Raw genomic sequence first — 26,707 nt, forward strand, 5'->3', positions numbered from 1 at the left:
GATATTTTTTGCCACCGAGGTGGCTGATATCGTCTTGTGAGTGCCCACACAGATTGTCTGATAAATTGTTAAAGAGCAGTGAGTTACGCGCTTTCGCTTGCTAACTCGAGGTGGCGTATATTACGCTTTCCTCATTCAGTGTCAACCGTTTATTTTATCCGGTCATCACTGTTTTTAATCTTTCCGACCCGGTTACTTCGTGATGTTGTTCACGTTGTTCCCTGTCGATGGAGCGGCATTATAGGGAGTTCTCAGCAGGCCGCAAGGGCTAATTTCACTTTTCCTACCAAGCGTTCATAAATTCACCAAATGAATAAGTAACACACAAGTAATGCATAAAAAACGGGCTCCGAATGACTCCGGAGCCCGTTATAAGGCCGCTACTTATCTATTTACTGTCTTGCGATGATGTGATCATCTTCCACATCGACAGTAATTGGTTTGCCTGGGATCAGCTTGCCAGACAAGATTTGCTGAGCCAGCGGGTTCTCAATCTCCTGCTGGATGGCACGTTTCAATGGACGCGCACCATAAACCGGGTCAAATCCTGTGTTACCCAGCAGTTCCAGCGCCGCATCGGTCAGCGTTGCCGTGTAGCCGTGTTCTTCTAAGCGTTTATACAAACGTGCCAGCTGGATCTTGGCGATATTCTTGATATGCGCATGACCCAGCGGATGGAACACAACCACTTCATCTATACGGTTGATGAATTCCGGACGGAAGCTGTGTGTGACCACTTCCATTACCGACGCTTTCATCTGCGCATAGCTGGCCTCACCGAAGTGCTGCTGAATAATGTCAGAGCCCAGGTTAGAGGTCATGATGACAACCGTGTTGCGGAAATCAACTGTTCTCCCCTGCCCGTCAGTTAAACGGCCGTCATCCAGCACCTGCAATAAGATGTTGAAGACATCCGGGTGCGCCTTCTCAACTTCATCTAACAAGATGACAGAGTAAGGACGACGACGAACCGCTTCGGTCAGGTAACCCCCTTCCTCATAACCGACATAACCCGGAGGCGCACCGACCAGACGTGAAACGGAGTGTTTTTCCATAAACTCTGACATATCGATGCGAACCATCGCGTCATCGCTGTTAAACAGGAATGTCGCCAGCGCTTTACACAGCTCTGTTTTACCCACACCGGTCGGACCGAGGAACAGGAATGACCCGATCGGACGGTTTGGATCTGACAATCCTGCGCGGCTACGACGAATGGCATTCGATACTGCTTCTACCGCCTCGTTCTGGCCAATCACACGGTTATGAAGTTCTTCTTCCATACGCAGCAGTTTTTCACGTTCACTTTCAAGCATCCGGGCAACCGGAATACCGGTCCAGCGCGCCAGCACGTCGGCAATTTCCACATCTGTCACACGGTTGCGCAGCAGCTTCATGGCTTTACCGTCTGCCTGAGTCGCCGCTGCCAGCTGTTTTTCCAGTTCCGGGATTTTACCGTACTGCAATTCTGACATACGGCCCAGATCGCCAACGCGGCGAGCCTGTTCAAGCGTAATCTTTGCCTGCTCCAGCTCGGCTTTAATATTCTGCGTGCCGGTCAGGGATGCTTTCTCAGCTTTCCACTCTTCTTCCAGCTCAGAATATTCACGCTCTTTCTGGCTCAGTTCGGTTTCCAGCATTTCCAGACGTTTCACACTGGCATCATCAGACTCTTTTTTCAGCGCCTGCTGTTCCAGTTTGAGCTGGATAATACGGCGATCGAGACGGTCCAGAGACTCCGGTTTAGAGTCCATCTGCATACGAATGCTGGATGCCGCTTCATCTATAAGGTCGATTGCTTTATCCGGTAACTGACGATCCGAGATATAACGGTGCGACAATGTGGCTGCTGCAACGATAGCCGGGTCAGTAATCTGTACATGGTGATGCAGCTCATAGCGTTCTTTCAGACCACGCAAGATAGCGATGGTGTCTTCAACAGAAGGCTCGGCAACAAACACTTTCTGGAAACGACGCTCTAACGCCGCATCTTTCTCGATGAACTGACGATATTCATTTAATGTCGTCGCACCTACACAGTGAAGTTCACCACGCGCCAGAGCCGGTTTCAGCATATTGCCGGCATCCATTGCGCCATCGGCTTTACCCGCACCGACCATGGTATGCAATTCGTCGATAAACAGAATGACGTTGCCTTCCTGTTTAGCCAGATCACTCAGCACGCCTTTCAGACGTTCTTCAAATTCACCGCGATACTTGGCACCGGCAACCAATGCACCCATGTCTAATGAAAGCACACGTTTATTTTTCAGACCTTCCGGCACTTCACCATTAATGATGCGCTGTGCCAGTCCTTCCGCAATCGCGGTTTTACCGACACCTGGCTCACCAATCAGCACCGGGTTATTTTTGGTACGACGTTGCAGAACCTGAATAGTCCGGCGAATTTCTTCATCACGACCGATGACCGGATCCAGTTTGCCCTGCTCGGCACGTTCGGTCAGATCGATAGTGAATTTTTTTAATGCCTGACGCTGGTCTTCGGCATTCTGGTCATCCACTTTCTCACCCCCACGCATTTGATCGATAGCCGCTGTGATTTTCTCGGCCGTTGTACCGCTGGCTTTTAACAGATCCGTTAAAGAGCCGTGGTCTTTCATCACGGCCAGAACAAACAGTTCTGAAGAGATGAAAGTATCGGCACGTTGTTGTGCCAGCTTGTCACAAAGATTTAAAACACGTACCAGCTCATGGGATGGTTGAACATCACCGCCGGTACCTTCAACTTGCGGCAAACGCCCCAAAGCCTGATCAACGTCCGTGCGCAGTTTCTGGGTATCTATCCCAGCCGCCGTTAATAAAGGACGTACGGTTCCGCCTTCCTGAGTAAGCAAAGCACTCATCAGGTGAACAGGTTCGATAAATTGATTGTCGCGCCCGAGCGCGAGTGACTGAGCATCCGCGAGGGCAAGCTGGAATTTGCTGGTAAGACGATCCAGACGCATAACACCTCCAATACTGAACAAAATTGCTACTGGAGATTAGATGAGGTCAACCCTCACGTTTTCAAGGTTATCTTGGCAGTATATTCAGAGGACAGCTGTTATGCGTGATGGATCGTCTTGATTCGATAGGTTATATCAGCCAAATTAAACTTGCCAGCCGTCCGGTAATTCCGTCGCGCCGATAAGAGTAAAATTTGTTGCTGTCTGTCACAGTGCAATATTCACCGCCGTAGAGGGCGGTGATGCCCGCAGCTTGCAAGCGAAACCGTGCAAGCTGGTAAATGTCGGCCATGAATTTGGCACCTGCAGGTCTGAAAGCGACGGATACGGCAGAGTCCACAGCCATAAAGGCTTCGCGAACTTCGCCGCCAACTTCAAAATGAGAAGGGCCAATCGCCGGTCCCATCCATGCCATCACGTCCCCGGTAGTCGCTTCAAAACAGGCCACTGTATTTTCTAATACACCCGCACACAATCCCCGCCAGCCCGCATGAGCTGCAGCGACTTCATCGCCGTTTTTACTGCAAAACAGAACCGGTAAACAATCGGCTGTCATTGCTGCACAGACAACGCCTGGCTCGCGGGTATAGGCCGCATCGGCAATCTGTGTCGGAATAAGGGGAGTTTGCGATGATAAACGAACCACGTCGGTGCCATGAACCTGCTCAAGCCAGTGTGGCGAAGCAGGCAGACCGCCCAGCGCGATCAACCGCTGGCGGTTCAGCGCAACATGCTCAGGAGAATCCCCGACATGACTGCCGAGGTTAAGCGAACCGTAAGGAGGCAGACTGACGCCTCCTTCGCGGGTTGTCGCACATGACCGCACCGATGCCGGTTGCGGCCACTGAGGCTGGATAAGCACGCTCATTACCAGTTCATCTGGTCCTTGAACTCTTCGGTATCCGCTTTAAGCGCATTGATCAGGTCAACCATATCCTGCGGAAGTGGCGCATGCCATTCCATCTGAATACCAGTGACCGGATGATAAAGACGCAGCATGGTAGCGTGAAGAGCCTGACGATCGAATCCGCGCAGCATATTAATGAACGGTTCTGAAGCACCTTTTGGCAGACGTGGACGGCCACCATACAGTTGATCGCCTAACAGAGGATGGTTAATGTGCGCCATATGCACGCGGATCTGGTGTGTACGACCGGACTCCAGACGCAAGCGCAGACGCGTATGAGCACGGAAATGCTCCATGATGCGATAGTGTGTCGTCGCCGGTTTGCCAGTCGGATGAACCGCCATATGCGTACGCTTGGTGGAATGGCGCGCAATCGGCTCATTCACTGTGCCGCCTGCCGTCATTGTACCAATCGCCACGGCTTCATATTCGCGGGTAATTTCGCGGGCCTGAAGTGCGGTCACCAGGTGCGTTTGTGCAGGCACCGACTTCGCCACCACCATCAGACCGGTGGTATCTTTATCCAGGCGATGCACGATGCCGCAGCGCGGTACATCAATAATTGCAGGGTAATAATGCAGCAGCGCATTCAGTACCGTGCCATCAGGATTCCCGGCGCCCGGATGAACAACCAGATCACGGGGTTTATTGATGACTAAAATATCAGTATCTTCATACACGATATCTAAAGCGATATCTTGTGGCAGCCAACGCGCTTCTTCTTCAATTTGCGCATCGATTGCGATAGCCTCGCCACCCAACACTTTTTCTTTTGGTTTGGTCACTTTTTTGCCATTGACCGTGACCCTGTCTTCAAGGATCCAATCTTTTATGCGAGATCTTGAATAATCAGGGAACAATTCGGCCAAAGCCTGATCTAACCGTTGACCGAGTTGAGATTCGGCCACCGTTGCGGTGAGTTGTACTTGTTGTGCCATATGCAGCTTCTTGGTTAACGTTGGGTTTTCACGGCGATGCCGTTTAAAATAATGTGCTATTGTAGCTGGTCTTTGTCGGGAGCTTAACGGACAGTCTCCCAGAATAACACCTGAGGATAATCAAAACGTCATGACGCGTGTGAAATATCTGGTGGCAGCAGCCACGTTGAGCCTGGCGCTGGTCGGTTGCTCCAGTTCCAAAGAAACGGTTCCCGATAACCCGCCTAACGTCCTTTATGCCACTGCCCAGCAAAAGCTGCAGGACGGTAACTTTAAAGGCGCTATTGCGCAATTAGAAGCGCTGGATAACCGCTATCCGTTTGGGCCTTACTCGCAGCAAGTTCAGTTAGATCTGATTTATGCCTATTACAAGTCTGCTGACTTGCCTATGGCTCAGGCTTCTATTGATCGCTTTATGCGTCTGAACCCAACACATCCGAATATCGACTACGTCATGTATATGCGTGGTTTAACGGATATGGCGTTGGATGACAGTGCCCTGCAAGGATTTTTCGGTGTTGATCGTTCAGACCGTGATCCACAGCATGCACGTGCAGCATTCCGTGATTTCAGCCAGTTGATCCACACGTATCCAAACAGCCAGTACGCCACTGACGCGACTAAACGTTTGGTATTCCTGAAAGATCGTTTGGCGAAATACGAGCTGTCAGTGGTGCAATACTACACTAAACGCGGTGCTTACGTCGCTGTCGTTAACCGTGTAGAACAAATGCTGAAAGATTATCCGGATACGAAAGCAACGCATGATGCGCTGCCGTTGATGGAAAACGCCTACCGTGAACTGCAGCTGAACACTCAGGCTGATAAAGTCGCGAAAATTATTGCCGCCAACAGCGCAGCATAATTTTACATGTCCGTGGACAAACGGTAGCTCAGGCTGCCGTTTTTTTTGGTTCTTTTTAGGGGATAATTGCAGAAACACAGGAAAGAATAACGTACTGATCCCATCAATCATGCCTGCTCCTGAATGAAGTCTCAAGGCCTTTCCGGCCATTAATTACCCTGAGTCACATAAACTTCAACATTGACAAAAAGTGAAAAAAAACCGCGAGTTTAGGGACGCATTTCGTAAAAAAGGCTGGTATGTTGGATTCATCGGAGACGGAAAGAAGAGAGGTAAGTTATATGACAGTCAACATTACCAGTAAACAAATGGACATCACCCCCGCGATTCGTGAACACATCGAAGGGCGTCTGAAAAAACTGGATAAATGGCAAACTCAGCTAATTAACCCACACATAATCCTGTCGAAAGAACCTCAGGGATTTGTCGCCGATGCGACCATCAGTACACCAAACGGAAAACTGGTTGCCAGTGCTACGCACGATGATATGTACGCTGCGATTAACGAAATGACGACCAAACTCGAGCGCCAGCTCAATAAAGCGCAGCATAAAGGTGAGGCCCGCCGTGCAGAGTCCGGCGTCAAAGAACTCAATCTGGAACCGGTGCAGGAAGAAGAGGAATAACCGGGTTATCCGGCATGTCAGTAACAACGCGCTCTGAGGGGCGCGTTTTTTGTGTCTGAAGGAATCTTATTGACACAGGGAAAACCCAGCGGTTACTTTAAGACTCTGCTCAAACTTATGGAAACAACGTATACATGAATACCCGTCTGTTTTTCTTCGCATTCTTTTTTACCTTCCCCTGATTGGGAGGCGTTTCGTCGCGAAAGAATGAATGCGAAGACGAACAACAAAGCCTCCTGAAAAGGGGGCTTTTTTTATGCCTGCGTTTTACACATTTTGCTGAAAGAAAGAACATCTAAAAGGGTAATAACATGACCGAGAACTCATTACTGGCTCTGCGCGAACGCATCAGCGCATTAGACCTGAAATTGCTGGCCCTGCTGGCAGAACGACGTACGATGGCGATTGAGGTCGCGCAATCCAAAATGCACTCTCACCGCCCTATCCGCGATAAAGAACGCGAAGCCGAACTGATTAACACACTGATTCAGGAAGGGAAAAAACAGGGGCTGGACGGTCATTATATCACCCGCGTTTATCAGCTAATCATTGAAGATTCCGTTCTCACACAGCAGGCACTCCTGCAGCAACATCTGAATAAAACCTCTTCTGATTCAGCCCGCATCGCTTTCCTCGGTCCGAAAGGTTCATATTCACATCTCGCCGCCCGTCAGTTTGCCGCACGTCATTTCGACCAGTTCATCGAATGTGGCTGCCAGAAATTCCAGGATATCTTTTCTCAGGTTGAAACCGGCCAGGCTGATTACGCGGTATTGCCGATTGAAAATACCAGTTCCGGCTCAATCAATGATGTTTATGACCTGTTGCAACACACCAGTTTGTCGATTGTGGGCGAGCTGACAAACCCTATCGATCATTGCGTTCTGGTGGCGGCAGACACGGATTTATCTCAGATTCAGACGGTTTACAGCCATCCGCAACCCTTCCAGCAATGCAGCCAGTTCATTAACCGCTTCCCTCACTGGAAAATTGAATACTGCGAAAGCACTGCGGCGGCGATGGAGAAAGTGGCGGCAGCCAATTCTCCGCACGTGGCTGCGCTGGGCAGCGAAGCCGGTGGCGCGTTGTACAAATTGCAGGTGCTCGAACACAACCTGGCGAACCAGCAGGAAAACATCACCCGCTTCATTATTCTGGCGCGCAAAGCCATTGAAGTGACAGACCAGGTTCCGGCTAAAACCACGCTGATTATGGCCACTGGCCAGCAAGCGGGGGCGCTGGTGAACGCGCTTCTGGTGCTGCGTGATCAGGGCATCATCATGACCAAGCTGGAATCACGTCCGATCAACGGTAATCCGTGGGAAGAGATGTTTTATATCGATGTGCAGGCAAACCTGCGTTCAGAAGAGATGAAAAAGGCGCTGAAGGATCTGGCTCCAATCACACGCTCGCTGAAAGTTCTCGGCTGTTATCCAAGCGAAAACGTCGTTTCCGTCGACCTGTAATTTTCCGCAAACAAAAAGGGCGCTGCATACAGCTGCAACGCCCTTCTTTTCATTTACAGACAGCATTTCCGAAAAGCTTACTTGCGGTTGTCGTTGGCCTGACGGAGTAACGCACCACTTTCTTTCAGGAAACGCGGTGCATAATCACCGAACCAGTGCTCAACCTGCCTGAACTTATCGATAAACGCCTGTTTATCACCCGTTTCCAGCAGAGCAAGTGCATCGCCAAAACGCTGATAGTAACGTTTGATCAGCGCCAGATTACTTTCTGACGACATAATAATATCAGCGTAAAGCTGCGGATCCTGTGCAAACAAGCGACCAACCATCGCCAGTTCGAGGCGATAGATCGGTGAAGACAGAGCCAGCAACTGTTCGATTTCAACGTTTTCTTCTGATAAATGCATGCCATAAGCAAACGTTGCAAAGTGGCGTAACGCCTGAATGAACGCCATGTTCTGGTCGTGCTCGACCGCACTGATTTTATGCAGGCGAGCACCCCAGACCTGTAACTGCTCCAGCAACCACTGATAGGCCTGAGGTTCACGACCATCGCAGTACACCACAACCTGTTTTGCCAGGCTGCTGACATCCGGCCCAAACATAGGATGCAAGCCAAGCACCGGACCTTCATGCACCGCCAGCATCGCCTGCAGCGGACGATTTTTCACTGACGCCAGATCCACCAGAATACAGTCATCCGGCAGTTTTGGCAGACGTGCGATCACTTCTTCAGTCAGATGGATCGGTACGCTGACAATCACCATTCCGGCATCCGCCAGTAATGTTTCTGCCTGCGGCCAGTCTTCCTGCTCCAGCACTTTTACCTGATAACCGGAAAGTTCAAGCAGACGAGTGAACAAGCGCCCCATCTGCCCGTTTCCGCCAATAATCACCACCGGGCGCAATGCCGGATGCAATGTTTTGAAGCCTTTATCGTTTTCGCTTGAGTAGGACTCACGCATCACGCGGCGCAATACATCTTCAATCAGATCGGGCGGAACACCGAGGTTCTGCGCTTCCTGACGGCGTGAAGCCAGCATTGCCGCTTCCCGTTCAGGGACATAAATCGGCAAACCATAACGACTTTTGACTTCCCCGACTTCTGCCACCAGCGCAAGACGCCGTGATAAGAGATCTAACAACGCTTTATCAACGTCGTCGATCTGATCGCGCAACGCGTTAAGTTCTGCCACCATAAAAACTTACTCTCCTGCGATTCGTGCCGCCAGCGCGTCGCCCAGTTCCTGATGCATCGTGCGCAGCAGGTTTTCCGTGGTTTCCCAGTTAATGCAGGCATCCGTAACAGACACACCGTATTTCATTTCTGAACGCGGTTGTTCAGAAGACTGGCTGCCTTCGTTCAGATGACTTTCCAGCATCAGCCCCGTGATAGAGCGGTTACCGGCTTTAATCTGATCGATGACAGACTGAGCCACGACAGGCTGGCGACGATAGTCTTTGTTTGAGTTACCGTGACTGCAATCTATCATCAAGGAAGGACGGAGTCCCGCATCGGCCATCTGTTTTTCACAGGCCTGAACGTCCTGCTCGCTGTAGTTTGGCATTTTGCCGCCGCGCAAAATCACATGCCCGTCCGGGTTGCCCTGAGTCTGCAACAGGCAAACCTGACCGGCCTGATTGATCCCCACAAAGCGGTGCGCCATTTCTGCAGCACGCATCGCATTGATCGCCGTACCCAGGCTGCCGTCAGTCCCGTTCTTGAAGCCCACCGGCATTGACAAACCAGACGCCATTTCGCGGTGAGTCTGAGATTCGGTCGTACGCGCACCGATTGCTGACCAGCTGAACAGATCACCTAAGTATTGCGGACTGTTGGGATCCAGCGCTTCTGTCGCCAGCGGTAAACCCATGCCAACCAGTTGCAGCAACAAATCACGGGCAATGTGCAGACCCGCTTCCACATCAAACGTGCCGTCCATGTGCGGATCGTTAATTAACCCTTTCCAGCCGACAGTGGTCCGCGGTTTTTCAAAGTAAACACGCATCACGATGTACAAACGATCGCTGAGTTCGGCCGCCAGTGTTTTCAGGTGACGCGCGTAATCCAGCGCCGCATCCACGTCATGAATTGAGCAAGGGCCACACACCACCAGAAGACGAGGATCACGACCATGGACGATATCCGCGATGGTTTTACGTGCTTCGGAAATACTGTTTTCGTCGCTGACGCTTAAAGGAAAACGGTTTTTCAGCTCTTCAGGAGTGATAAGGATTTGTTCGGCAGTGATATGAACATTATTCAGGGCGTCTTTTTGCATGATCGTGTTCCGTTATAAGGAAAATGGGCTGCCACGGCGGCATCTGCGGACAACATTAACACAGCACGTAAACTTAGCAAGCCTTAGTTGTAAACTTAACATTACCATTTCACCATTGATATGCAGACAACGGAAAGTTAACTTTACATAAAAAGCGAATCAGACGAAAAGGATGTACCGTAAATATTACACATGGTTTGTCAGCGGTGAAAAAGGAATTTCAGGGGAGGGAAGGAGAACAACGTCAGAAATACCCTCAGCAACAGGGAGCTGCTGAGGAGACGAAATTTACAGATTACGATCCAGGGTAATAAATACCTGCCCTAAAGCAGTCACTTCATCCACGCCACACTCGAAATGGCTTTCCTGACGCGTCACGCTCAGACGGTTACCAGGAATACGGGCCACATCATAAACGTCCAGATCACCATCAATGTCCAACAGCCAGCGACCATTGCCGGGATGTGTGCTGCCCAGATCGATAATCCATGAATGATTGCCTTTCACGATATACGCAGGCTGCGCCAGCGAATCGTCCAATAGCGAAGGGTCAACCGTCCAGAGGCCTTCTTCCTCAAGCTCCCCGCCGCGCAATCTCAATTTTTTAAGCTGACGGATTTCACCTGACGCCACGGCAGCCGAAGAGCTTGCATCCTGCATCGCGCCTTTGCCCGTTGCCAGCCAGCGCAACGAGACGCCGGTATCCAGCGCACAGGCCACGACCACATCACCGGGGAAATAATCTCTTCTTACCCAGGTACTTATCGTGCCAGATGATAATCCATACAGATCCCCCAGTTCCTTCTGCATGCTAAAGCCGTAAGCCTGAAGCATACGCGTCAGAACAGCTTTTCCACCTTCAAGTTCATCTAATTGCATCTGGCGAAAACCCCTGAATCTGTAAATATCATCTTGACAACTCGCAAATGCAAGTTTAGATTGATTATGTAATGTACCGACAGACGACCATGATACCAAATTTACGGCGTCGTGGAGAAATAAGGAGACGCGATGTTTTTAGGAACAGAGCAGCAGCGCCAGACCGGCCTGCGCCATATCGCTCATCTGAAAGAAACTTATTTCGTTCAGAGTAAGAATCAGGTTGAGGTTATTTATGATCAGGCTCCTGAAAAATGGAAACTCACATTATGTTTTCACGCCGGTCTTAAACGCCATCATACCTTACTGACATATTCACAATTAAATGATGAGGAAAAAATGAAAATAATGCAGGCATTATTATCACTTCGCCACTTCACGGCGATATTTAAAGGAGAACTTTACTGATGGCAGACTGGATAGATGAATCGCAGGAGTATCAGTTAAAAATCCTCGAAGCGCAGATTACGCAGGCAACCCGTACCCGGCCTGCACTGTCGGCCTTCTTCTGCGTGGATTGTGATTCTCCGATTGCGGAGCCACGCAGGAAAATCATCCCCGGTGTACAGCGATGTATTGAATGTCAGGAAATTGAGGAGATTAAAAGAAAGAATTACCGCCCCGTATAAAAAGTCTAATTAATATTATTTAAATTAATCATCACGCTGGAAATAATATTATTTCCGGAGAGGATTTTCTATTTTATTTTTCGGAATAAATGTATGTCAGAGAATATCAGAGGCAGAACAATCCCTTCGCCCCCACCTGCATTTAACCGGACACCAGGGCAATATTTTGCGGGTACCTGGTGGTGGAATGCCCCCCGCGCAGCGCTCAGCAGCCCGCTGGAAAAACCACTGACCCGTGACTTTTGTCAGCGCCAGCAAACGGCCCTTTCTCAGCTGGCAGCACTGCCCCGTTGCGTGCGCACGCCGTTATATCAGCGGTATACATTTTTACTGGAAACTAAAGGAGTGCGCGTGGCGTTTCATTTCCTGATGACAGTTTTCACGCAACGCGTATGGCCGCGTATTAAGCTGGTAAATGCGCGAAACACACTGAATCGTCAAATCTCGCAAAAGCTACTCACTGAAGAAGAAATGTTTAACCGCTTGCCCGATCTTAATGATGACGGTCTGAGAAGGCTGGCCAACAAACTTGCCGTGCAAATGCAGGATGCCTATGAATATCACTGTGAATGCTGGCTGAAAAACCGTCCTGACGAACCCGGCATTTTGTTGCGCGACAGCACACAGCAGGAAATTTACGGGCATGTCGCCGCGATGGCACGTTCCTGCCGCGTACAACCTCTTTACTGGCAGAAATGGCAAAAAGGCCATATGACAACGCATTCGGCTGTCGCCAGCATTTCACGTCTGGTCAGCGGCGAATGGTGGGAAAAACAGCTGCGTTCAAAACAGCGTTTGTGGCGGGAATCCCTGATGATTGCCTGCGGTTATGTCAGCCGCGCGACATCGCCTTATGCCAGTAAAAACGCCATCCGTGACGTGGTATCACGCCGCTTATCCGCCATCAACTACCTGAAACAGTGCCAGCTCGAAAATGTTGAATCCGGTGAAACGCTGAGTTTGCTGGATACCGTATTGGCCAGCATTTCCAATCCCAAACTTCGTCGTATGGAACTGATGACGCTGATCGCCGGCGTCGAAGATGTTGCTGACCAGCAGCGGGACTGCGGCCTGTTTATCACGCTGACCACGCCGTCAAAATACCATCCGCTAAAAACGACTGGCACCGGTTCATCACCCGTTTTTAACCAGAAATGGGATCAGCACGCGTTTACCCCCAAAGATGCGCAGCGTTATCTGGTGGCTGTCTGGGCAAAAATCCGTACCACTTTTAAAGACCGGAACCTGAAAGTTTACGGCGTGCGCGTCGTCGAACCGCATCATGACGGCACGCCGCACTGGCACATGATGTTGTTCACACCGCAGCATCAGCAGCAAAAAGTGACAGAGGTTATGCGCCGTTATGCTCTTGAAGAAGATTCGGATGAACCGGGTGCCGCTGAGTCACGTTTCAATTGCAAGCCGCTTAACCGGGGTGGGGCAGCCGGCTATATCGCGAAATACGTCGCCAAGAATATCGATGGATACGCGCTCGATGGCGAAACCGATTTTGACTCTGGACGCTTGCTGACAGATATCGCCACTGCGGTCACCTCCTGGGCCTCGACGTGGCGGATCCCACAATTCCACGCCATCGGTATTCCCTCAGTCGGCGCCTGGCGAGAATGCAGGCGGATCCGCTACCAGAATCTGACCAGCCGTTTTGACGCACGGGTTGAAAACGTGCGCAGCGCTGCCGATGAAGGTGATTTCGCCCGTTATATTCAGGCACAGGGTGGTATTCACATTCCCCGCAAGGCGCAAACGGTTCGCGTTGCCCGTCAACTCAGCGAGGAGAAAAATGCCTACGAAGAGCCCCGCAATAAAGTCATCGGCATTTATGCCCCTCATCTGGGCATCTCTCATATTTTTCTGACACACACTGCACAGTGGCGGATTGTCCGTCACCGGCCTTCTTATACGGAAATATCGAAGATTCGTATACCTTGGAGTTCTGTCAATAACTGTGGATCGCCTCCCGCCGGACAAAGTCAGTCATTGATACAAAAACCGCGCCAATAAAAATTCATACATAAATTCAATGGATTATAAATTTTAAAATACTCTGACTGTTGACGTATCAGATTAATTAAAGAATACTGTATATAAACACAGTATCTGGCGAGGGGAGAAAATGGAAAACCTGACTAAACAACAGTTAACGTTGTCCAGGATACAATTGATCGCAGACATTTCGCAGACGGCGCAATGCAATCCAAAAGAATTCCTGGTCGTGATGTCACTGATCTCAGAGCTGGCCAGCCAGGCGCTGACTGACGAGAACCAGGACGTTGTGTATTGCAACGGGAGCACTGACGACACCCACTGATTGCCAGATCCTGCGGCGGTAGTAGCCAACATTACTGGCGCTTGCCCGACCGGTTTCCCTCCGGACTAAGCGCCCCGCCCTTTCCCTCTCTTCGCTGTCTGCTTACCTGTTGTGCCAGCTGTTTCACATCCCACTCAGATTGCCGCCCGGCGTGCTATTGCGCAGACTGAACTCACCTCCTGACGATTTCACTCACTTGTGGAGAAAGTTCATGAAAGTCTATGCAGAACAGGGCGATACCCTCGATTCTCTTTGCTGGCGCTATTACAACCGCACGGCACTCGTCGTCGAAAAAGTGTATGCCGCCAATATTGGCATCGCGGATTTAGGCCCGTTATTACCTCACGGCACAGCCGTCTTTATGCCCGACATTGCAGAACAACCGGTTCAGGAAACGATCAAATTATGGGACTGAATACGGAGCGCATCAGTTCAGGCTGCGCCTATTTCATCGCCACTTCGCTGACCTGGCTCGCCAGTCTGACATCGCAGGACGTCGCCTTTCTGGTCGGCTCAGCAGTTGGCGTCGGCACGTTTTTGATCAACTGGTACTACCGGCGCAAAAGCTATCAGTTGCTGGCACGTAAAGGTCTGAGCAAAGACGACTATGAAAACCTCAACTCTTAAACGCTGTAGTGCCGCCGTGGTCCTGGGGCTGATGGCAGCACTGCCAGGCTACAGCTCCTTGCAGGTGTCAGAAGAGGGTCTGCGGTTGATCACCGATTTTGAAGGCTGTCAGCTGCAACCCTATCAATGCAACGCTGGCGTATGGACCAGCGGCATCGGTCATACGGCCGGCGTTAAACCGGCACAGGAAGTCACCGAACATCAGGCCGCTGAAAATCTGCTGGGGGATATTCAGCAGACAGAGCGCGCCGTAAAAAAATGTATGCCGGTGATCATGCCGCAACCGGTTTTTGATGCCGTGGTGTCCTTCAGTTTTAACGTCGGCACCGGTGCCGCCTGTAAATCAACACTGGCGTTTTTCATCAACCAGCAGCAGTGGCAACAAGCCTGCGACCAGTTGCCACGGTGGGTTTTCGTTAATGGCGAACGCAACCGGGGTCTGGAACGCAGGCGAAATGCCGAACGTACTCTCTGCCTGAAAGGAGTCTGAATGCGTCTGTTAACAGCACTTCTGGCGGGGATGGTTTTACTGGTCGCCATCCTGTTGCTTTCCAATCGCTCATTACAGCACGACCTCAACAATGCCAGTCAGCAACGCGATGCCCTGATTACACAGTTACAACAACGCGAGCAGTTGATCGCCACACTGAACCAGCAAATGCGCCAGCGCGAGCAAGCTGAACTGGCGTTACGCGAAGACCTGAACACCGCCCGGCAAGTGATGCAAAGCCGTGAGCAACAAAGGCAGAGGAGCCTCCATGATGATCCGCAAACCCGTCAGTGGGCTGACAGCAGTCTGCCTGCTGATATCAACCGGTTGCACCAGCGTCCCGCCTTCAGCTCCGCCAGCGATTATTTACGTTGGCTGTCCGGCGGTCAGCTCATGCCCTATTCCGGCCAGCAAACCGGCCACCAATGAAGATCTGAGTACCGACATTCTTCAGCTGGAGTCCGCGCTGATGGATTGCGGCTTACAAATTGAAGCCATCAAAAAGTGTCAGGAGGCACAACATGCAAAAACCGATTCAATTGCAACAACGGCTGATTGAACAGATCCCCTTGCTTGCGGCTACGCCTGAAAAACTGGTGATTGCCACCGGGCTGGGCAATGTGGTGGCCACATCTGCACCTTCGCTTTCTTTTGAGTACCGCTATCCGCTGACAGTGACGATCACTGACGACGCGCTCAGCGAAACGCTGGTCGATCTGGCCGTGGTCACCGTTCTCGACTGGCTGCAGGTTAATCAGCCTGAAATTCTCGGCAACGCCTTGCACCGGCTAAATGATTTTACCTTCACTCAGCAGGAACGAAGCCTCGCTCTGGTGCTGCAACTGACAGAACGCGTCCAGGTAAGTGACAAGGATGAGGTGCGCACCATCACTCATCTCCCGGAACCGCCACTGCCAGAAAATGTGGCGCTGCCGCGTCAGGTTTATCTCAACGGCGAACTGATCAGCAGCTGGACGGTGTAACCCGATAAACCTTGTTGTGTCAGCCGCTGGCGAACGGTCACCGGTTGTCGCTCAACCCTCTGAAACGGCATCCTTTATCCCATGAATACGACTCTTCAACTCAACGACATAATGCGGCTGATTGGCAATCTGGTACGCATCGGCAAAGTCTCCGAACTGGATCTTGCCAACGCCCGCTGCCGCGTCAAAACGGGCAGCAACGTGACAGCCTGGCTGCCGTGGATGACGCATCGCGCCGGACGTACGCGCAGCTGGTGGGCGCCCTCCGTCGGTGAACAGGTTTTGCTGCTCTCGATGGGCGGCGAGCTTAATACGGCATTCGTGTTACCGGCAGTATTTTCTGATGCTTCGCCCGCCCCATCTGCCTCGCCGGACGCCTTTCATCTGGCCTTCCCGGACGGCGCAGTTTTTGAATACGAACCGGCACAAAGCGCTCTGAAAGTGACGGGAATTAAAACAGCCGTGATTAACGCAGCGCAAAAGGTTGAGGTGACCGCACCCGAAATCCGCTGTACCGCCAGCACCCGCATCACGCTCGACACGCCGGAAGTAGTTTGCACCAGCAAACTGACTACCGGATCTCTCGAGGTGAAACAAGGCGGCACGCTGACCGGCAACTTAACCCACAGCGGCGGCAGCCTGACATCCAACGGCATCGTTGTGCACACTCACCGCCACAGCGGTGTTCAGACCGGCGGCGGTCAGACAGGAGGCCCGCAATGAGCAATCCCAAGTACCTGGGGATGAACAGAAACAGCGGTATGGCTATCGAAGATCTCGACCATATCCGCCAGTCCGTGAGCGACATTTTGAATACACCGGTCGGTTCCAGAGTGATGCGCCGCAATTACGGTTCGTTACTTTCTGAGCTGATCGACCAGCCGCAAAACGGCGCACTGCAACTGCAGATGATGGCAATTTGCTACACCGCATTGTTGCAGTGGGAACCCCGCATTTCACTGAATGCCATCACTTTCGAGACCGATTACACCGGCAAGATGGTGGTGGAACTGACCGGAAGCCGTAACGACACGGCAACGGATTTTTCCCTGAATATTCCTGTGAGCTGACACTTATGGCAACGATCGATTTGAGCCAGTTACCGCCCCCTGATGTGGTCGAAGAACTGGATTATGAAAGCCTGCTTGAAGAACGTAAAACGACGCTGATTTCGCTCTATCCAGCCGATCAGCAGGAGGCCATCAGCCGCACGCTGACGCTGGAATCCGAACCGCTGGTCAAACTGTTGCAGGAGAATGCCTACCGCGAACTGATCCTGCGCCAGCGGGTGAACGAAGCCGCACGCGCCGTGATGGTGGCCTATGCGACGGGCAGTGATCTGGATCAGCTTGCGGCGAATTTCAACGTTCAGCGCCTGGTTTTACAGCCTGCGGATATCAATACAATCCCCCCAAAAGCCGCCGTTCTAGAAGCCGATAGCGATTTACGCGTGCGTATTCCTCAGGCGTTCGAAGGGTTGAGCGTGGCGGGCCCGACCGGAGCTTACGAATATCATGCTCGTTCGGCAGACGGACGCATTGCGGATGCATCGGCTATCAGCCCGTCTCCCGCTGAAGTGACCGTCACTATTTTGTCACGAGACAACGATGGCGTTGCCTCTGATGACTTGCTCATTGCCGTTGAAAAAGCCCTGAACGATGAAGATGTCAGGCCTGTTGCCGATCGCGTCACTGTGCAGGCGGCCGAGATTGTGCCTTATCAGATTGATGCCGTGCTGTATGTCTTGCCCACACCTGAAATTGAGCCTGTTCGCGCGGCCTCTGAAGCGCAGTTAAAAACGTATATCAATACGCAAAGTCGGCTAGGCCGTGATATCCGGCTTTCTGCAATCTATGCCGCTCTGCATGTTGAAGGCGTTCAGCGGGTAGAGCTGTCGTCACCGCTGGCGGATATCGTGCTTGATAAAACTCAGGCGTCACTCTGTACCGGTTACTCACTGACAGTGGGAGGCTCGGATGAGTGATCGTCTGTTACCCTCGGGTTCCACTCAGCTTGAGGTTGCGGCCACGCAGGTGCTATCGCAAATCGGTAATCTCAGCGTTCCTCTGCGTGAACTCTGGGATCCTGATACCTGTCCGCTGGAGCTGCTGCCTTATCTTGCCTGGTCATTTTCGGTCGATCGCTGGGATGAAAACTGGACCGAACCAGCGAAACGCTCTGCAGTTAGCGCGGCCTGGTTCGTTCATAAACATAAAGGAACTATCGGGGCTTTGCGGCGGGTCGTTGAACCGCTGGGATATTTAATTCGCGTCACCGAATGGTGGCAGACCAACGATATTCCGGGCACTTTTCGCCTCGATGTCGGCGTGCTTGAAACGGGCATCACGGAAGAAATGTATCAGGAACTCGAACGTCTGATCACCGATGCCAAACCCTGCAGCCGCCATCTGAACGGTCTCTCCATCAATCTGGATGTCACGGGTGATTTTTATATAGCAGCAGCGACTTACGACGGAGAAGAACTGACGGTTTATCCGTATTTCCCCGAAACCATTACAGCATCCGGATCCGCGTTTACCGGTTCAGCAATCCATTTAATCGACAACCTGAGAGTGAATTATGACAGCTAAATATTATGCCCTGCTGACCAATCTGGGCGCAGCGAAACTGGCCAATGCGACGGCGCTGGGTACGCAACTCAGCCTGACCCAAATGGCGGTCGGTGATGGCGGCGGTACCCTGCCAACACCGGACCCTGCTCAAACGCAATTAATTGGCGAAAAACGCCGGGCGGCGCTCAATTCACTGAGTGTTGATCCGGCAAATACTAATCAGATTATCGCCGAACAAATTATCCCTGAGGATCAGGGCGGATTCTGGATCCGAGAAATTGGCTTATTTGATCAGGACAATACGCTGATTGCTATCGCCAACTGCCCTGAAACCTATAAACCCCAGTTACAGGAAGGCAGTGGCCGGACGCAGACGGTTCGTATGATTTTAGTGGTAAACAGCACGGACGCGGTCACGCTGAAAATTGATCCGTCAGTGGTACTGGCAACACGCAAATATGTCGATGATAAAGTCATTGAGGTTAAGGCCTATGCAGACAGCCTTATGGCTGCTCACCTGGCGGCAGCTTCGCCTCATCCACAATATGAAATACCTGTTGGTATCCCCCTTCCCTGGCCGACAGCAACACCGCCAGCCGGTTGGTTAAAATGTAATGGCGCTGCGTTTGATAAGGCAAAATATCCTAAGCTCGCCGCTGTTTACCCACTGGGTTTGTTGCCTGATTTGCGAGGCGAGTTTATTCGTGGTTGGGATGATGGCCGAGGAGTTGATACCGGACGAGTGATCTATGGCGCTCAGGGAGCTACCGGGATCAGAACCGCGGCGCTGGATTACTTCGGAGTCGATGAGACAGCGGCCGGAGCAACAATAGGCACTTCGTTTGTTGCCGCTGACTCAGCTAGCACTTTACAGCCCGCAGGAGCGAAAAGCCCAGCCAACACTACTCTTGGCTCCATCTTGGCGGACAACAGCATGACCGCCGTACAATCATCCTCCGGTTTGACAAATCCTGCTGGTGTATGGATCACTATGCGTCCTCGTAATATCGCTTTTAATTATATTGTTCGGGCAGCCTGATCCTCTTAAAGCGTAAAAACTTCCGGACCTGTGCAAAGAGATAATTATTATTATCTCTTTTTTATTTCCCCTCTCTGTTGTGCCACCGCCCCCACGCCCCTGATCAAATGCGCTTTCTGTTGCGAACCGGCATCCTTGCTTCACCACCCACAACAGAGAGAGTCACCCTGATGGCTGATTATCATCACGGCGTGCGTGTTGTCGAAATCAACGACGGCACCCGCGTTATTTCCACCGTTTCCACAGCAATTATCGGCATGGTTTGTACCGCAGAAGATGCGGATGCGACTGTTTTCCCTTTGAATACCCCGGTTCTGATCACTGACGTTCTGGCGGCCAGCGGTAAAGCGGGCACCAGCGGAACATTGCGTGCCGCGCTTCTGGCAATTGCAGACCAGTGTAAACCTGTCACCGTCGTGGTACGTGTCGCCACGGGTGAAGATGAAGCCGCAACCACCAGCAACATCATTGGCGGTTCTGATGCCAATGGCCGTTACACCGGTATGAAAGCGCTGCTTTCTGCGCAGGCAGAGCTGGGCGTGAAGCCTCGTATTCTGGGTGTCCCTGGTCTGGATAACCAGGCTGTCGCGACCGCGCTGGCAGGTGTTTGTCAGCAGTTGCGTGCGTTCGGTTATGTCAGCGTTTACGGTGCAAAAACCATTTCTGATGCGATCAAATACCGCGACAACTTCAGCCAGCGCGAGCTGATGCTGATCTGGCCAGACTTTGTTAACTGGAATACCACCACCAGCCAGTCTGATATCGCTTATGCCACCGCCCGCGCTCTGGGTTTACGCGCCAAAATTGACCAGGACACTGGCTGGCATAAAACCTTATCCAACGTCGGCGTTAACGGTGTTACCGGTCTGTCCGCCAGTGTCTTCTGGGATTTGCAGGCAACGGGTACCGACGCGGATCTGCTGAACGAAGCCTGTGTGACAACACTGGTGCGCAAAGACGGTTTCCGTTTCTGGGGCAACCGGACCTGCAGCGATGACACACTGTTCCTGTTCGAAAACTACACCCGTACAGCGCAGGTTCTGGCCGATACAATGGCCGAAGCGCACATGTGGGCGGTCGATAAACCAATGACCCCGACACTGGTGCGCGACATGATTGACGGCATCAAAGCCAAAATGCGCGAAATGAAATCAGCGGGTTACATCATTGACGGCGACTGCTGGTATGACGAAACCGCAAACACAGCGGAAACTCTGAAGGCCGGTAAGTTGTATATCGATTACGACTATACCCCGGTTCCTCCACTGGAAGATCTGACCCTGCGCCAGCGTATCACCGACTCTTACCTGGTGAACTTTGCCGCGTCCGTAAACAGCTAAGGAGACAAAAACTCATGGCACTTCCTAAGAAATTGAAATACCTGAACCTGTTTAATGACGGGAACAGCTACCTCGGTCTGGTCTCCTCACTGACGCTGCCGAAACTCACCCGTAAACTGCAAAACTATCGTGGCGGCGGCATGAGCGGTTCGGTCGCGGTGGACTTCGGTCTGGATGATGATGCGCTGACGCTTGAATGGTCCATCGGCGGTCTGGATGAGCTGGTTCTGCAGCAATGGGGCAGCACATCAGACATTCCGCTGCGGTTTGCCGGTTCATTGCAGCGGGACGACACCGGTGATGTCTCCGCAGTCGAAGTGATGATGCGTGGCCGTCACAAAGAGTTTGATTTCGGCGAGTACAAACAGGGTGAAGATACTGAAACCAAAGTCACCACCCAGTGTACGTATTTCAAACTGACCATCGACGGCAAAGAACTGATTGAGATCGACACCGTCAATATGGTGGAAGTCGTCAACGGCGTTGACCGTCTGGCGGAACACCGCACCGCGCTCGGCTTGTAATCCCTTCCCTGAGCCGGCAGCTTTTGCCGGCTTGATTTCCGATTTAAGCAGGAAAACGTATGAATCTCACTGATATCAACGACAACACCGTGATTTTGGATGTTCCGCTAAAACGCGGTGAAATGGAAATCACTGAAGTTCAGGTGACTAAACCCACAGCCGGTAGCCTGCGGGGTATCGGCCTCGCGGCGCTGGCGAACGCCGATGTGGACGCGCTGATCACTATTTTGCCGCGCATCACGTATCCGAATCTGACCAAAGAAGAATGCTCACGCCTGGAGCTTCCCGATCTGATCGCGCTGGCAGGTAAGGTGATAGGTTTTTTATCGCCGAAACCGGTGGCGTAAGTATTGCGCCCCGCCTCACCGTGGATGACCTGATGGCAGATATCGCGGTGATATTTCACTGGCCGCCGTCCGAGATGGACGGTATGTCACTCACCGATCTGCTGAACTGGCGACATAAGGCACTGCAACGCAGCGGAGTAAAAACAGATGAGTAATCTCGAAAAGTTACCTCACACGCTGGAAAAAATAAATCAGGATCTGGCCGCCTTCAGGGCCGAAACCGACAAGGTCAGAAACAACCTGCTGACACTGCCCGGGAAGACGTTATTCAGCGTCGTCTCAGAAGATATCACTGACGCTTCCCTTCAGTTTGAAAAGTCGCTTTTCGCCCCGGACAGCGAAACCGAAACGCAGGCATTTTCCGGCCTGAAAAAGGCGGTGGTCAGCCAGCCGGCAGAAAAGTTGCGGCAGCAACGCCCGATGCAAATGGAACAGAAAGGGCTGGAGATCGGGCAACAGTTTAAAAATCGCGAACTGAAAATTGGCCAGTTAAAAAATATCAGCTCATCAGCCCTTTCCTTTGCACAACCGAAACTGGCGCTGGCGCAAACTTTTCTCAAACCGGGTGCAGATCTGGAGGCCGGGCTGGCTGAAGTGCAGTCGGTCCTCGGACTGAAAAATGACGATCCGCACATTGCCGCTCTGCGTCAGCAAAGTCTTTCGATGGCGGCTTCCGGCCATTCGCCGGCGGAGGTTGTCGCCAGACAGCAGGCATTAGCGAAAGGCGGAATGAATGCCGATCAGGTTCTGGAACAAACACCGGCGGCACTGAATGGCGCAACGCCTGCTGCGCAGATGGCGGTGACCGTGAAAGGCGACAATCTGGATGGCGATATCACTAAGTTATTTGCCACCTGGGACACTATCCGTATCAATCTTTTTGACGGGCAAAGTGCCGCCCTGCGTGAACTGACGCAAACGGCTACCAGCTGGCTGGGCACGATCAATACCTGGATCACCGATAATCCTATGCTGGTGAATTCCCTGCTCGGTCTGGCATTAGGCATCACGGGCATTGTCGGCGGTATGGGTGCGCTCGGCATGGTCATCGCGCCGGTGCTCAGCGGCATCAGTATGCTGATGGCGGGAGCCGGTTTGCTTGGGACTATTTTTACCGGTACCGGTGGCATGATTGCCGCAGCGTTCACGGCCATCGGGTTGCCACTTCTGCCCGTCATCGCACTGATCGCCGGGATCGGGATCGCCGTAGTGAAACTTTGGGAACCGATCAGTGCCTTTGTCGGCGGAGTAATTGACGGATTTACTGCTGCAATGGGGCCAATAAGTGGCGCGTTTACACCGTTCAGAACCGCGCTGGGATGGATTACGGATTTGTTTGAGCCAATCCACTTCACTCAGGACACCCTGAGCGGCTTCACTGATATCGGCAAAGGGGTCGGAGAAGCGATCGCAGAGATTTTCGTCACGCTGAATAAAGCCGTCTCTCAAATCGGCGAAGTCTTTAGCTGGGCGAAAAAAGGATGGGACTCCATTTTTGGTGACAATGAACCCGCTGAACGCCCGGATATTTCAACACCGCCCTTAGATGGCATCTCCCCAACCGGCGGTGCGCTGAACCTGTATCAGCCAGCTAAAAGCAGCGTGGCCAACAACCTGACGGATAACCGGGCAACGACGGTAAATTTAAGTTTCACAGCTACCCCGGAGACGGATCATAACCAGGTCAGAGCCTGGATCGAGGATTCCATTAACCAGCGGGAATGGAACAATACCAACAATCTCCTCAGCCAGTACAACAACGGAGGGATTTACTCATGATGATGTCACTGGGTTTATTTGTATTTAAGTTGAGCACGCTGCCCTATCAGAATACGAACCGTCAGGTGAACTATGGCTGGGGGGCGAACGCGCGTTTCGGACAGCGTCCGGTCTCGCAGTTTCTCGGGCTGGGTGAGGAAACGATAAAAATCACCGGGCAATTATTGCCTGAAATGACCGGCGGCATGCGCTATTTGCAGGCACTGAAGAGCATGGCAGATTCAGGGCGGGCATGGCCGCTCATTGAAGGCAGTGGCACGATTTACGGCATGTTCGTTATCAAAAGTATAGCCAATGACAATGCCGAGTTTACTTCCAGCGGCCAGGCGCGAAGCATCAATTTCACGCTCAATCTGACGCGCGTCGATGAATCGCAGGCCGCCATGTTCGGCGATCTGCTGACTCAGGCCGAGGGCTTATATAACAAGGCCAGTTCGGCACTCAACAATTTCGCCAGCGGAGTCTGATCATGCTTACTGATTTGCAGCTACCCGTTGGCGCACGCATCACGCCCGCATTCACGCTGACGATAAAAAATAAGGTGCTGGAAGAAAATATCTCTGCTCGGATCATCAGTTTATCTGTCACGGATAACAGCGGTTTTACCGCAGACACATTGAATTTAACCTTCGATGACAGCGACGGGCAATTGCAAATGCCCGTTCGCGGCACCGTTTTACATCTGCATCTGGGGTGGTCGAAACAGGCGCTCTATGACTGCGGCTATTTCACGGTCGATACAGTCACTCATTCCGGCTCTCCGGACAAAATAGGTGTGGTTGCCCGCAGCGCAGATTTCCGCGGTTCCTTTGATAACAAAATCAGCCAGTCTTACGATGATTACACGCTCGGCGCGATTGTCAGAATCATTTCAAGCCGGAATAAATTAGATCTGCCAGTAATCCCGCAGGAACTTGATAGCGTTAAGATCCCGCATATTGACCAGACCAGCGAAACGGACAGCTACTTTCTCACCCGGCTGGCACAACGTTACGGTGCGCAGGTAACGGTTAAAAACGGCGCAATTTTATTTTTTAAAGCAGGCACCGGTCGAACCTCTTCCGGACAAGCAATCCCCTGGAAAACCATTGTCCGCAGTGACGGCGATAACCACAACTATCAGATGGTCGATAAGAAGGCATACGATGGCGTGAAGGCGCAGTGGCATGATCTCAAAACGGCGACCACCAGCAATGTTGCTCTCAAGCGTTCGCCCGCAGAAGGCAAAGAAGCCCAGCCTGCCAGTTACATCGCGGGATCCGGGACAAATGTTCTTGAACTGGGCAAAATATTTCCTGACGAAGAGACTGCTAAGCGGGCTGCGGATTCAGTGTTCAATCAGATTCAGAATGATGCCGCAACATTCAGCATACGGCTGGCCCTGGGACGTGCTGATTTGAGTGCGCAATCTCCGGTCAATGTGCAAGGGTTTAAAGACGTGATCGACAGTCAGCGCTGGGTGATTGATTCCGCTCTGCATGAGATTAATGAGAAAGGTTTTACTACTAAATTGATTCTGAAACCTTATGTTGCAGATATCACTTATCAGTCTTCAATTTTGCAACTATAACTTGCTTTTGCGAGTTATGAGTTCATAATTACCTCATCGCTTACCTGTTATGCCGGAGGTTTTTATGATGCATTGTCCACTTTGCGGAAAAGTAGCCCATACGCGTTCGAGCCGCTATCTGAGTGAATCGACCAAGGAACGCTATCATCAGTGCCAGAATATCAAATGCAGTTGTACTTTTGCGACGCATGAATCAGTCGCCCGGGTTATCTCAAAACCGGGTAGCCAACCTGCCACTGCGTAGCCATTTTGTAGTCACTGATGTAAAAAAAAGGGGTTAGCCGATGGCTAACCCCTTGTTCTATATTAACTAGTAGATGTCGCGTTAGCGATACCTTAGTTAAGACGCTCTTTAATACGAGCAGACTTACCAGTACGCTCACGCAGGTAGTACAGTTTAGCTTTACGAACGGCGCCACGACGTTTAACAGTAATGCTGTCGATTACCGGGGAGTGAGTCTGGAATACACGCTCAACACCTTCGCCGTTAGAAATTTTGCGAACAGTGAATGCAGAGTGCAGACCGCGGTTACGAATAGCGATAACCACGCCCTCGAATGCCTGCAGACGCTTTTTAGAACCTTCAACGACCCATACCTTAATTTCCAGAGAATCACCTGGACGGAATGCAGGTACGTCTTGCTTCATCTGCTCTTGTTCGATTTGTTTAATGATATTGCTCATAATATGTCTCTTACCCTAGGTAAACTGATATATCGGGACGGCCTCGCGTTATGCTTTGGCGTTCCCTTCATAGTTTTGTTGACTGAGCCGATGTTCCTTTTGGAACTCTCTCAGCAACACCTCTTGCTCGTCAGTCAGAGCTAGGTTTTCCAGAAGTTCAGGTCTTCTAAGCCAGGTTCGACCCAGCGACTGTTTCAGGCGCCAGCGACGTATATCAGCGTGGTTGCCCGACAGTAAAACTGACGGTACCTCCATGCCTTCCAACACTTCAGGGCGGGTATAATGGGGACAATCCAACAATCCGTCAGCGAAAGAATCTTCTTCTGCTGAAGCCTGACGACCCAGAACGCCCGGTATAAAGCGGGAAACTGAATCAATCAGAGTCATTGCCGGCAACTCTCCACCGCTAAGAACATAATCGCCAATTGACCATTCTTCATCAATTTCGGTTTTAATTATGCGCTCATCGATCCCTTCATAACGGCCACAAACCAGAATAATTTTCTGATGGGCCGCCAGCTCGCAAACACCGGTTTGATCCAGTTTGCGCCCCTGAGGTGAAAGATAAATCACCTTCACACCTTCGCCTGCCGCTGCTTTTGCTGCATGAATAGCTTCCCGTAAGGGTTGCACCATCATCAGCATTCCGGGACCACCGCCATAAGGGCGCTCATCCACGGTACGATGTCGATCGTATGCGAAGTCACGAGGACTCCAGCAATTTACGCTCAACAGGCCATTCTTAACTGCCCGGCCAGTTACCCCGTAATCCGTAATTGCGCGGAACATTTCAGGAAACAGGCTAATTATACCAATCCACATAGCCTACCCCTTCCAAATGTTTGACCGCTCAACCAGACGTTG

35 protein-coding genes and 1 other annotated feature are annotated in these 26,707 nt (G+C 51.7%); of the genes, 27 read left to right on the forward strand and 8 right to left on the reverse strand.

Annotated elements, in window-relative coordinates; all coding sequences use genetic code 11:
• Positions 1-392 precede the first annotated feature (392 nt).
• The 3 genes from clpB to rluD all read right to left on the reverse strand — a co-directional run bounded on the left by clpB (position 393) and on the right by rluD (position 4,811).
• The gene (gene clpB, locus HGO41_RS15565; protein WP_250981202.1) at positions 393-2,966 is read right to left on the reverse strand and encodes an ATP-dependent chaperone ClpB; all 2,574 of its coding nucleotides are present in this window, start codon (positions 2,964-2,966) and stop codon (positions 393-395) included.
• Positions 2,967-3,096: 130 nt separating this feature from the next.
• On the reverse strand, positions 3,097-3,834 hold the full coding sequence (gene yfiH / locus HGO41_RS15570) for a purine nucleoside phosphorylase YfiH (RefSeq protein ID WP_250981203.1): 738 nt from the start codon (positions 3,832-3,834) through the stop codon (positions 3,097-3,099).
• A complete protein-coding gene (rluD, locus tag HGO41_RS15575; RefSeq protein ID WP_037034119.1) occupies positions 3,834-4,811 on the reverse strand; it encodes a 23S rRNA pseudouridine(1911/1915/1917) synthase RluD in 978 nt (325 codons plus the stop codon). Before rluD ends, yfiH begins: the two co-directional genes overlap by 1 nt.
• A gap of 130 nt (positions 4,812-4,941) precedes the next feature.
• Between rluD and bamD the strand changes: the two genes are divergently transcribed.
• The 4 genes from bamD to pheA all read left to right on the forward strand — a co-directional run bounded on the left by bamD (position 4,942) and on the right by pheA (position 7,768).
• A complete protein-coding gene (gene bamD / locus HGO41_RS15580; RefSeq protein ID WP_013574066.1) occupies positions 4,942-5,676 on the forward strand; it encodes an outer membrane protein assembly factor BamD in 735 nt (244 codons plus the stop codon).
• A gap of 281 nt (positions 5,677-5,957) precedes the next feature.
• A complete protein-coding gene (gene raiA, locus HGO41_RS15585; protein WP_013574065.1) occupies positions 5,958-6,302 on the forward strand; it encodes a ribosome-associated translation inhibitor RaiA in 345 nt (114 codons plus the stop codon).
• A 133-nt stretch (positions 6,303-6,435) separates the two neighbouring features.
• Positions 6,436-6,560, forward strand: a sequence feature (Phe leader region).
• On the forward strand, positions 6,437-6,484 hold the full coding sequence (locus HGO41_RS25925; RefSeq protein ID WP_369794779.1) for a hypothetical protein: 48 nt from the start codon (positions 6,437-6,439) through the stop codon (positions 6,482-6,484). (Overlaps the previous feature by 48 nt.)
• 53 nt (positions 6,561-6,613) lie before the next feature.
• On the forward strand, positions 6,614-7,768 hold the full coding sequence (gene pheA, locus HGO41_RS15590; RefSeq protein WP_013574064.1) for a bifunctional chorismate mutase/prephenate dehydratase: 1,155 nt from the start codon (positions 6,614-6,616) through the stop codon (positions 7,766-7,768).
• A 77-nt stretch (positions 7,769-7,845) separates the two neighbouring features.
• Here the strand turns inward: pheA and tyrA are convergent, their stop codons facing one another.
• The 3 genes from tyrA to HGO41_RS15605 form a co-directional block, all read right to left on the reverse strand.
• Entirely contained in the window at positions 7,846-8,967 is a 1,122-nt protein-coding gene (gene tyrA, locus HGO41_RS15595; RefSeq protein ID WP_013574063.1) for a bifunctional chorismate mutase/prephenate dehydrogenase, read from the reverse strand.
• A 6-nt stretch (positions 8,968-8,973) separates the two neighbouring features.
• Entirely contained in the window at positions 8,974-10,050 is a 1,077-nt protein-coding gene (locus HGO41_RS15600) for a 3-deoxy-7-phosphoheptulonate synthase (protein ID WP_037034120.1), read from the reverse strand.
• 288 nt (positions 10,051-10,338) lie between these two features.
• Entirely contained in the window at positions 10,339-10,929 is a 591-nt protein-coding gene (locus HGO41_RS15605; protein ID WP_013574061.1) for a helix-turn-helix domain-containing protein, read from the reverse strand.
• Positions 10,930-11,061: 132 nt separating this feature from the next.
• Here HGO41_RS15605 and repB point away from each other — a divergent pair, with 132 nt between their 5' ends.
• From repB to HGO41_RS15720, 23 genes are all read left to right on the forward strand, one after another.
• Positions 11,062-11,337 carry a phage replication protein B gene (repB, locus tag HGO41_RS15610; RefSeq protein WP_013574060.1) on the forward strand — a complete coding sequence of 92 codons (276 nt, stop codon included), beginning with the start codon at positions 11,062-11,064 and terminating at the stop codon, positions 11,335-11,337.
• On the forward strand, positions 11,337-11,558 hold the full coding sequence (locus HGO41_RS15615; RefSeq protein WP_013574059.1) for a TraR/DksA C4-type zinc finger protein: 222 nt from the start codon (positions 11,337-11,339) through the stop codon (positions 11,556-11,558). Before repB ends, HGO41_RS15615 begins: the two co-directional genes overlap by 1 nt.
• Positions 11,559-11,651: 93 nt before the next feature.
• Entirely contained in the window at positions 11,652-13,580 is a 1,929-nt protein-coding gene (locus HGO41_RS15620) for a replication endonuclease (RefSeq protein ID WP_250981204.1), read from the forward strand.
• A 112-nt stretch (positions 13,581-13,692) separates the two neighbouring features.
• Entirely contained in the window at positions 13,693-13,887 is a 195-nt protein-coding gene (locus HGO41_RS15625; protein WP_013574057.1) for a hypothetical protein, read from the forward strand.
• Positions 13,888-14,098: 211 nt separating this feature from the next.
• Entirely contained in the window at positions 14,099-14,302 is a 204-nt protein-coding gene (locus HGO41_RS15630) for a tail protein X (RefSeq protein WP_013574056.1), read from the forward strand.
• Positions 14,293-14,514, forward strand: a complete 222-nt coding sequence (locus tag HGO41_RS15635) for an HP1 family phage holin (RefSeq protein ID WP_013574055.1) — start codon at positions 14,293-14,295, stop codon at positions 14,512-14,514. The genes HGO41_RS15630 and HGO41_RS15635 overlap by 10 nt, the downstream gene beginning before the upstream one ends.
• Complete coding sequence (locus HGO41_RS15640; RefSeq protein WP_250981205.1) at positions 14,495-15,004, forward strand: lysozyme; 510 nt, start codon at positions 14,495-14,497, stop codon at positions 15,002-15,004. The genes HGO41_RS15635 and HGO41_RS15640 overlap by 20 nt, the downstream gene beginning before the upstream one ends.
• The gene (gene lysB, locus HGO41_RS15645) at positions 15,005-15,433 is read left to right on the forward strand and encodes an Rz-like lysis system protein LysB (protein ID WP_013574053.1); all 429 of its coding nucleotides are present in this window, start codon (positions 15,005-15,007) and stop codon (positions 15,431-15,433) included. It abuts the gene before it with no gap.
• Positions 15,321-15,563, forward strand: a complete 243-nt coding sequence (gene lysC, locus HGO41_RS15650) for an Rz1-like lysis system protein LysC (protein WP_250981210.1) — start codon at positions 15,321-15,323, stop codon at positions 15,561-15,563. The genes lysB and lysC overlap by 113 nt, the downstream gene beginning before the upstream one ends.
• On the forward strand, positions 15,526-15,987 hold the full coding sequence (locus HGO41_RS15655; RefSeq protein WP_241916728.1) for a phage tail protein: 462 nt from the start codon (positions 15,526-15,528) through the stop codon (positions 15,985-15,987). Before lysC ends, HGO41_RS15655 begins: the two co-directional genes overlap by 38 nt.
• 81 nt (positions 15,988-16,068) lie before the next feature.
• Entirely contained in the window at positions 16,069-16,710 is a 642-nt protein-coding gene (locus HGO41_RS15660) for a phage baseplate assembly protein V (RefSeq protein ID WP_013574051.1), read from the forward strand.
• Positions 16,707-17,057 carry a GPW/gp25 family protein gene (locus tag HGO41_RS15665; protein WP_013574050.1) on the forward strand — a complete coding sequence of 117 codons (351 nt, stop codon included), beginning with the start codon at positions 16,707-16,709 and terminating at the stop codon, positions 17,055-17,057. Before HGO41_RS15660 ends, HGO41_RS15665 begins: the two co-directional genes overlap by 4 nt.
• A gap of 5 nt (positions 17,058-17,062) precedes the next feature.
• Positions 17,063-17,971, forward strand: a complete 909-nt coding sequence (locus HGO41_RS15670) for a baseplate assembly protein (RefSeq protein WP_013574049.1) — start codon at positions 17,063-17,065, stop codon at positions 17,969-17,971.
• Positions 17,964-18,578, forward strand: coding sequence for a phage tail protein I (locus tag HGO41_RS15675; protein WP_250981206.1), 615 nt, complete (start codon positions 17,964-17,966; stop codon positions 18,576-18,578). The genes HGO41_RS15670 and HGO41_RS15675 overlap by 8 nt, the downstream gene beginning before the upstream one ends.
• Positions 18,568-19,599 (forward strand): phage tail-collar fiber domain-containing protein, encoded by a 1,032-nt coding sequence (locus HGO41_RS15680; RefSeq protein WP_153376025.1) that lies wholly within the window; start codon positions 18,568-18,570, stop codon positions 19,597-19,599. The genes HGO41_RS15675 and HGO41_RS15680 overlap by 11 nt, the downstream gene beginning before the upstream one ends.
• Positions 19,600-19,769: 170 nt before the next feature.
• On the forward strand, positions 19,770-20,939 hold the full coding sequence (locus HGO41_RS15685) for a phage tail sheath protein (RefSeq protein WP_013574046.1): 1,170 nt from the start codon (positions 19,770-19,772) through the stop codon (positions 20,937-20,939).
• 14 nt (positions 20,940-20,953) lie between these two features.
• Positions 20,954-21,463 (forward strand): phage major tail tube protein, encoded by a 510-nt coding sequence (locus HGO41_RS15690; RefSeq protein WP_013574045.1) that lies wholly within the window; start codon positions 20,954-20,956, stop codon positions 21,461-21,463.
• Positions 21,464-21,522: 59 nt separating this feature from the next.
• A complete protein-coding gene (locus tag HGO41_RS15695; RefSeq protein ID WP_013574044.1) occupies positions 21,523-21,810 on the forward strand; it encodes a phage tail assembly protein in 288 nt (95 codons plus the stop codon).
• 20 nt (positions 21,811-21,830) lie between these two features.
• On the forward strand, positions 21,831-21,965 hold the full coding sequence (locus tag HGO41_RS15700) for a GpE family phage tail protein (RefSeq protein ID WP_013574043.1): 135 nt from the start codon (positions 21,831-21,833) through the stop codon (positions 21,963-21,965).
• Positions 21,958-23,589: a phage tail tape measure protein gene (locus tag HGO41_RS15705; protein ID WP_250981207.1), complete on the forward strand. Its 1,632-nt coding sequence runs from the start codon at positions 21,958-21,960 to the stop codon at positions 23,587-23,589. Before HGO41_RS15700 ends, HGO41_RS15705 begins: the two co-directional genes overlap by 8 nt.
• Positions 23,586-24,056, forward strand: a complete 471-nt coding sequence (locus HGO41_RS15710; RefSeq protein WP_013574041.1) for a phage tail protein — start codon at positions 23,586-23,588, stop codon at positions 24,054-24,056. Before HGO41_RS15705 ends, HGO41_RS15710 begins: the two co-directional genes overlap by 4 nt.
• Positions 24,057-24,058: 2 nt before the next feature.
• Entirely contained in the window at positions 24,059-25,159 is a 1,101-nt protein-coding gene (locus HGO41_RS15715) for a contractile injection system protein, VgrG/Pvc8 family (protein WP_013574040.1), read from the forward strand.
• Positions 25,160-25,223: 64 nt separating this feature from the next.
• A complete protein-coding gene (locus HGO41_RS15720; protein ID WP_013574039.1) occupies positions 25,224-25,403 on the forward strand; it encodes an ogr/Delta-like zinc finger family protein in 180 nt (59 codons plus the stop codon).
• Positions 25,404-25,495: 92 nt separating this feature from the next.
• On the opposite strand, the gene rplS is transcribed toward HGO41_RS15720, so the two are convergent.
• The gene (gene rplS, locus HGO41_RS15725) at positions 25,496-25,843 is read right to left on the reverse strand and encodes a 50S ribosomal protein L19 (RefSeq protein ID WP_013574038.1); all 348 of its coding nucleotides are present in this window, start codon (positions 25,841-25,843) and stop codon (positions 25,496-25,498) included.
• A gap of 48 nt (positions 25,844-25,891) precedes the next feature.
• Positions 25,892-26,665 (reverse strand): tRNA (guanosine(37)-N1)-methyltransferase TrmD, encoded by a 774-nt coding sequence (gene trmD / locus HGO41_RS15730; RefSeq protein ID WP_015689396.1) that lies wholly within the window; start codon positions 26,663-26,665, stop codon positions 25,892-25,894.
• Between the last annotated feature and the right edge of the window lie 42 nt (positions 26,666-26,707).

This window comes from Rahnella sp. CG8, assembly GCF_023701875.1.
Classification (GTDB): Bacteria; Pseudomonadota; Gammaproteobacteria; order Enterobacterales; family Enterobacteriaceae; genus Rahnella; species Rahnella aceris.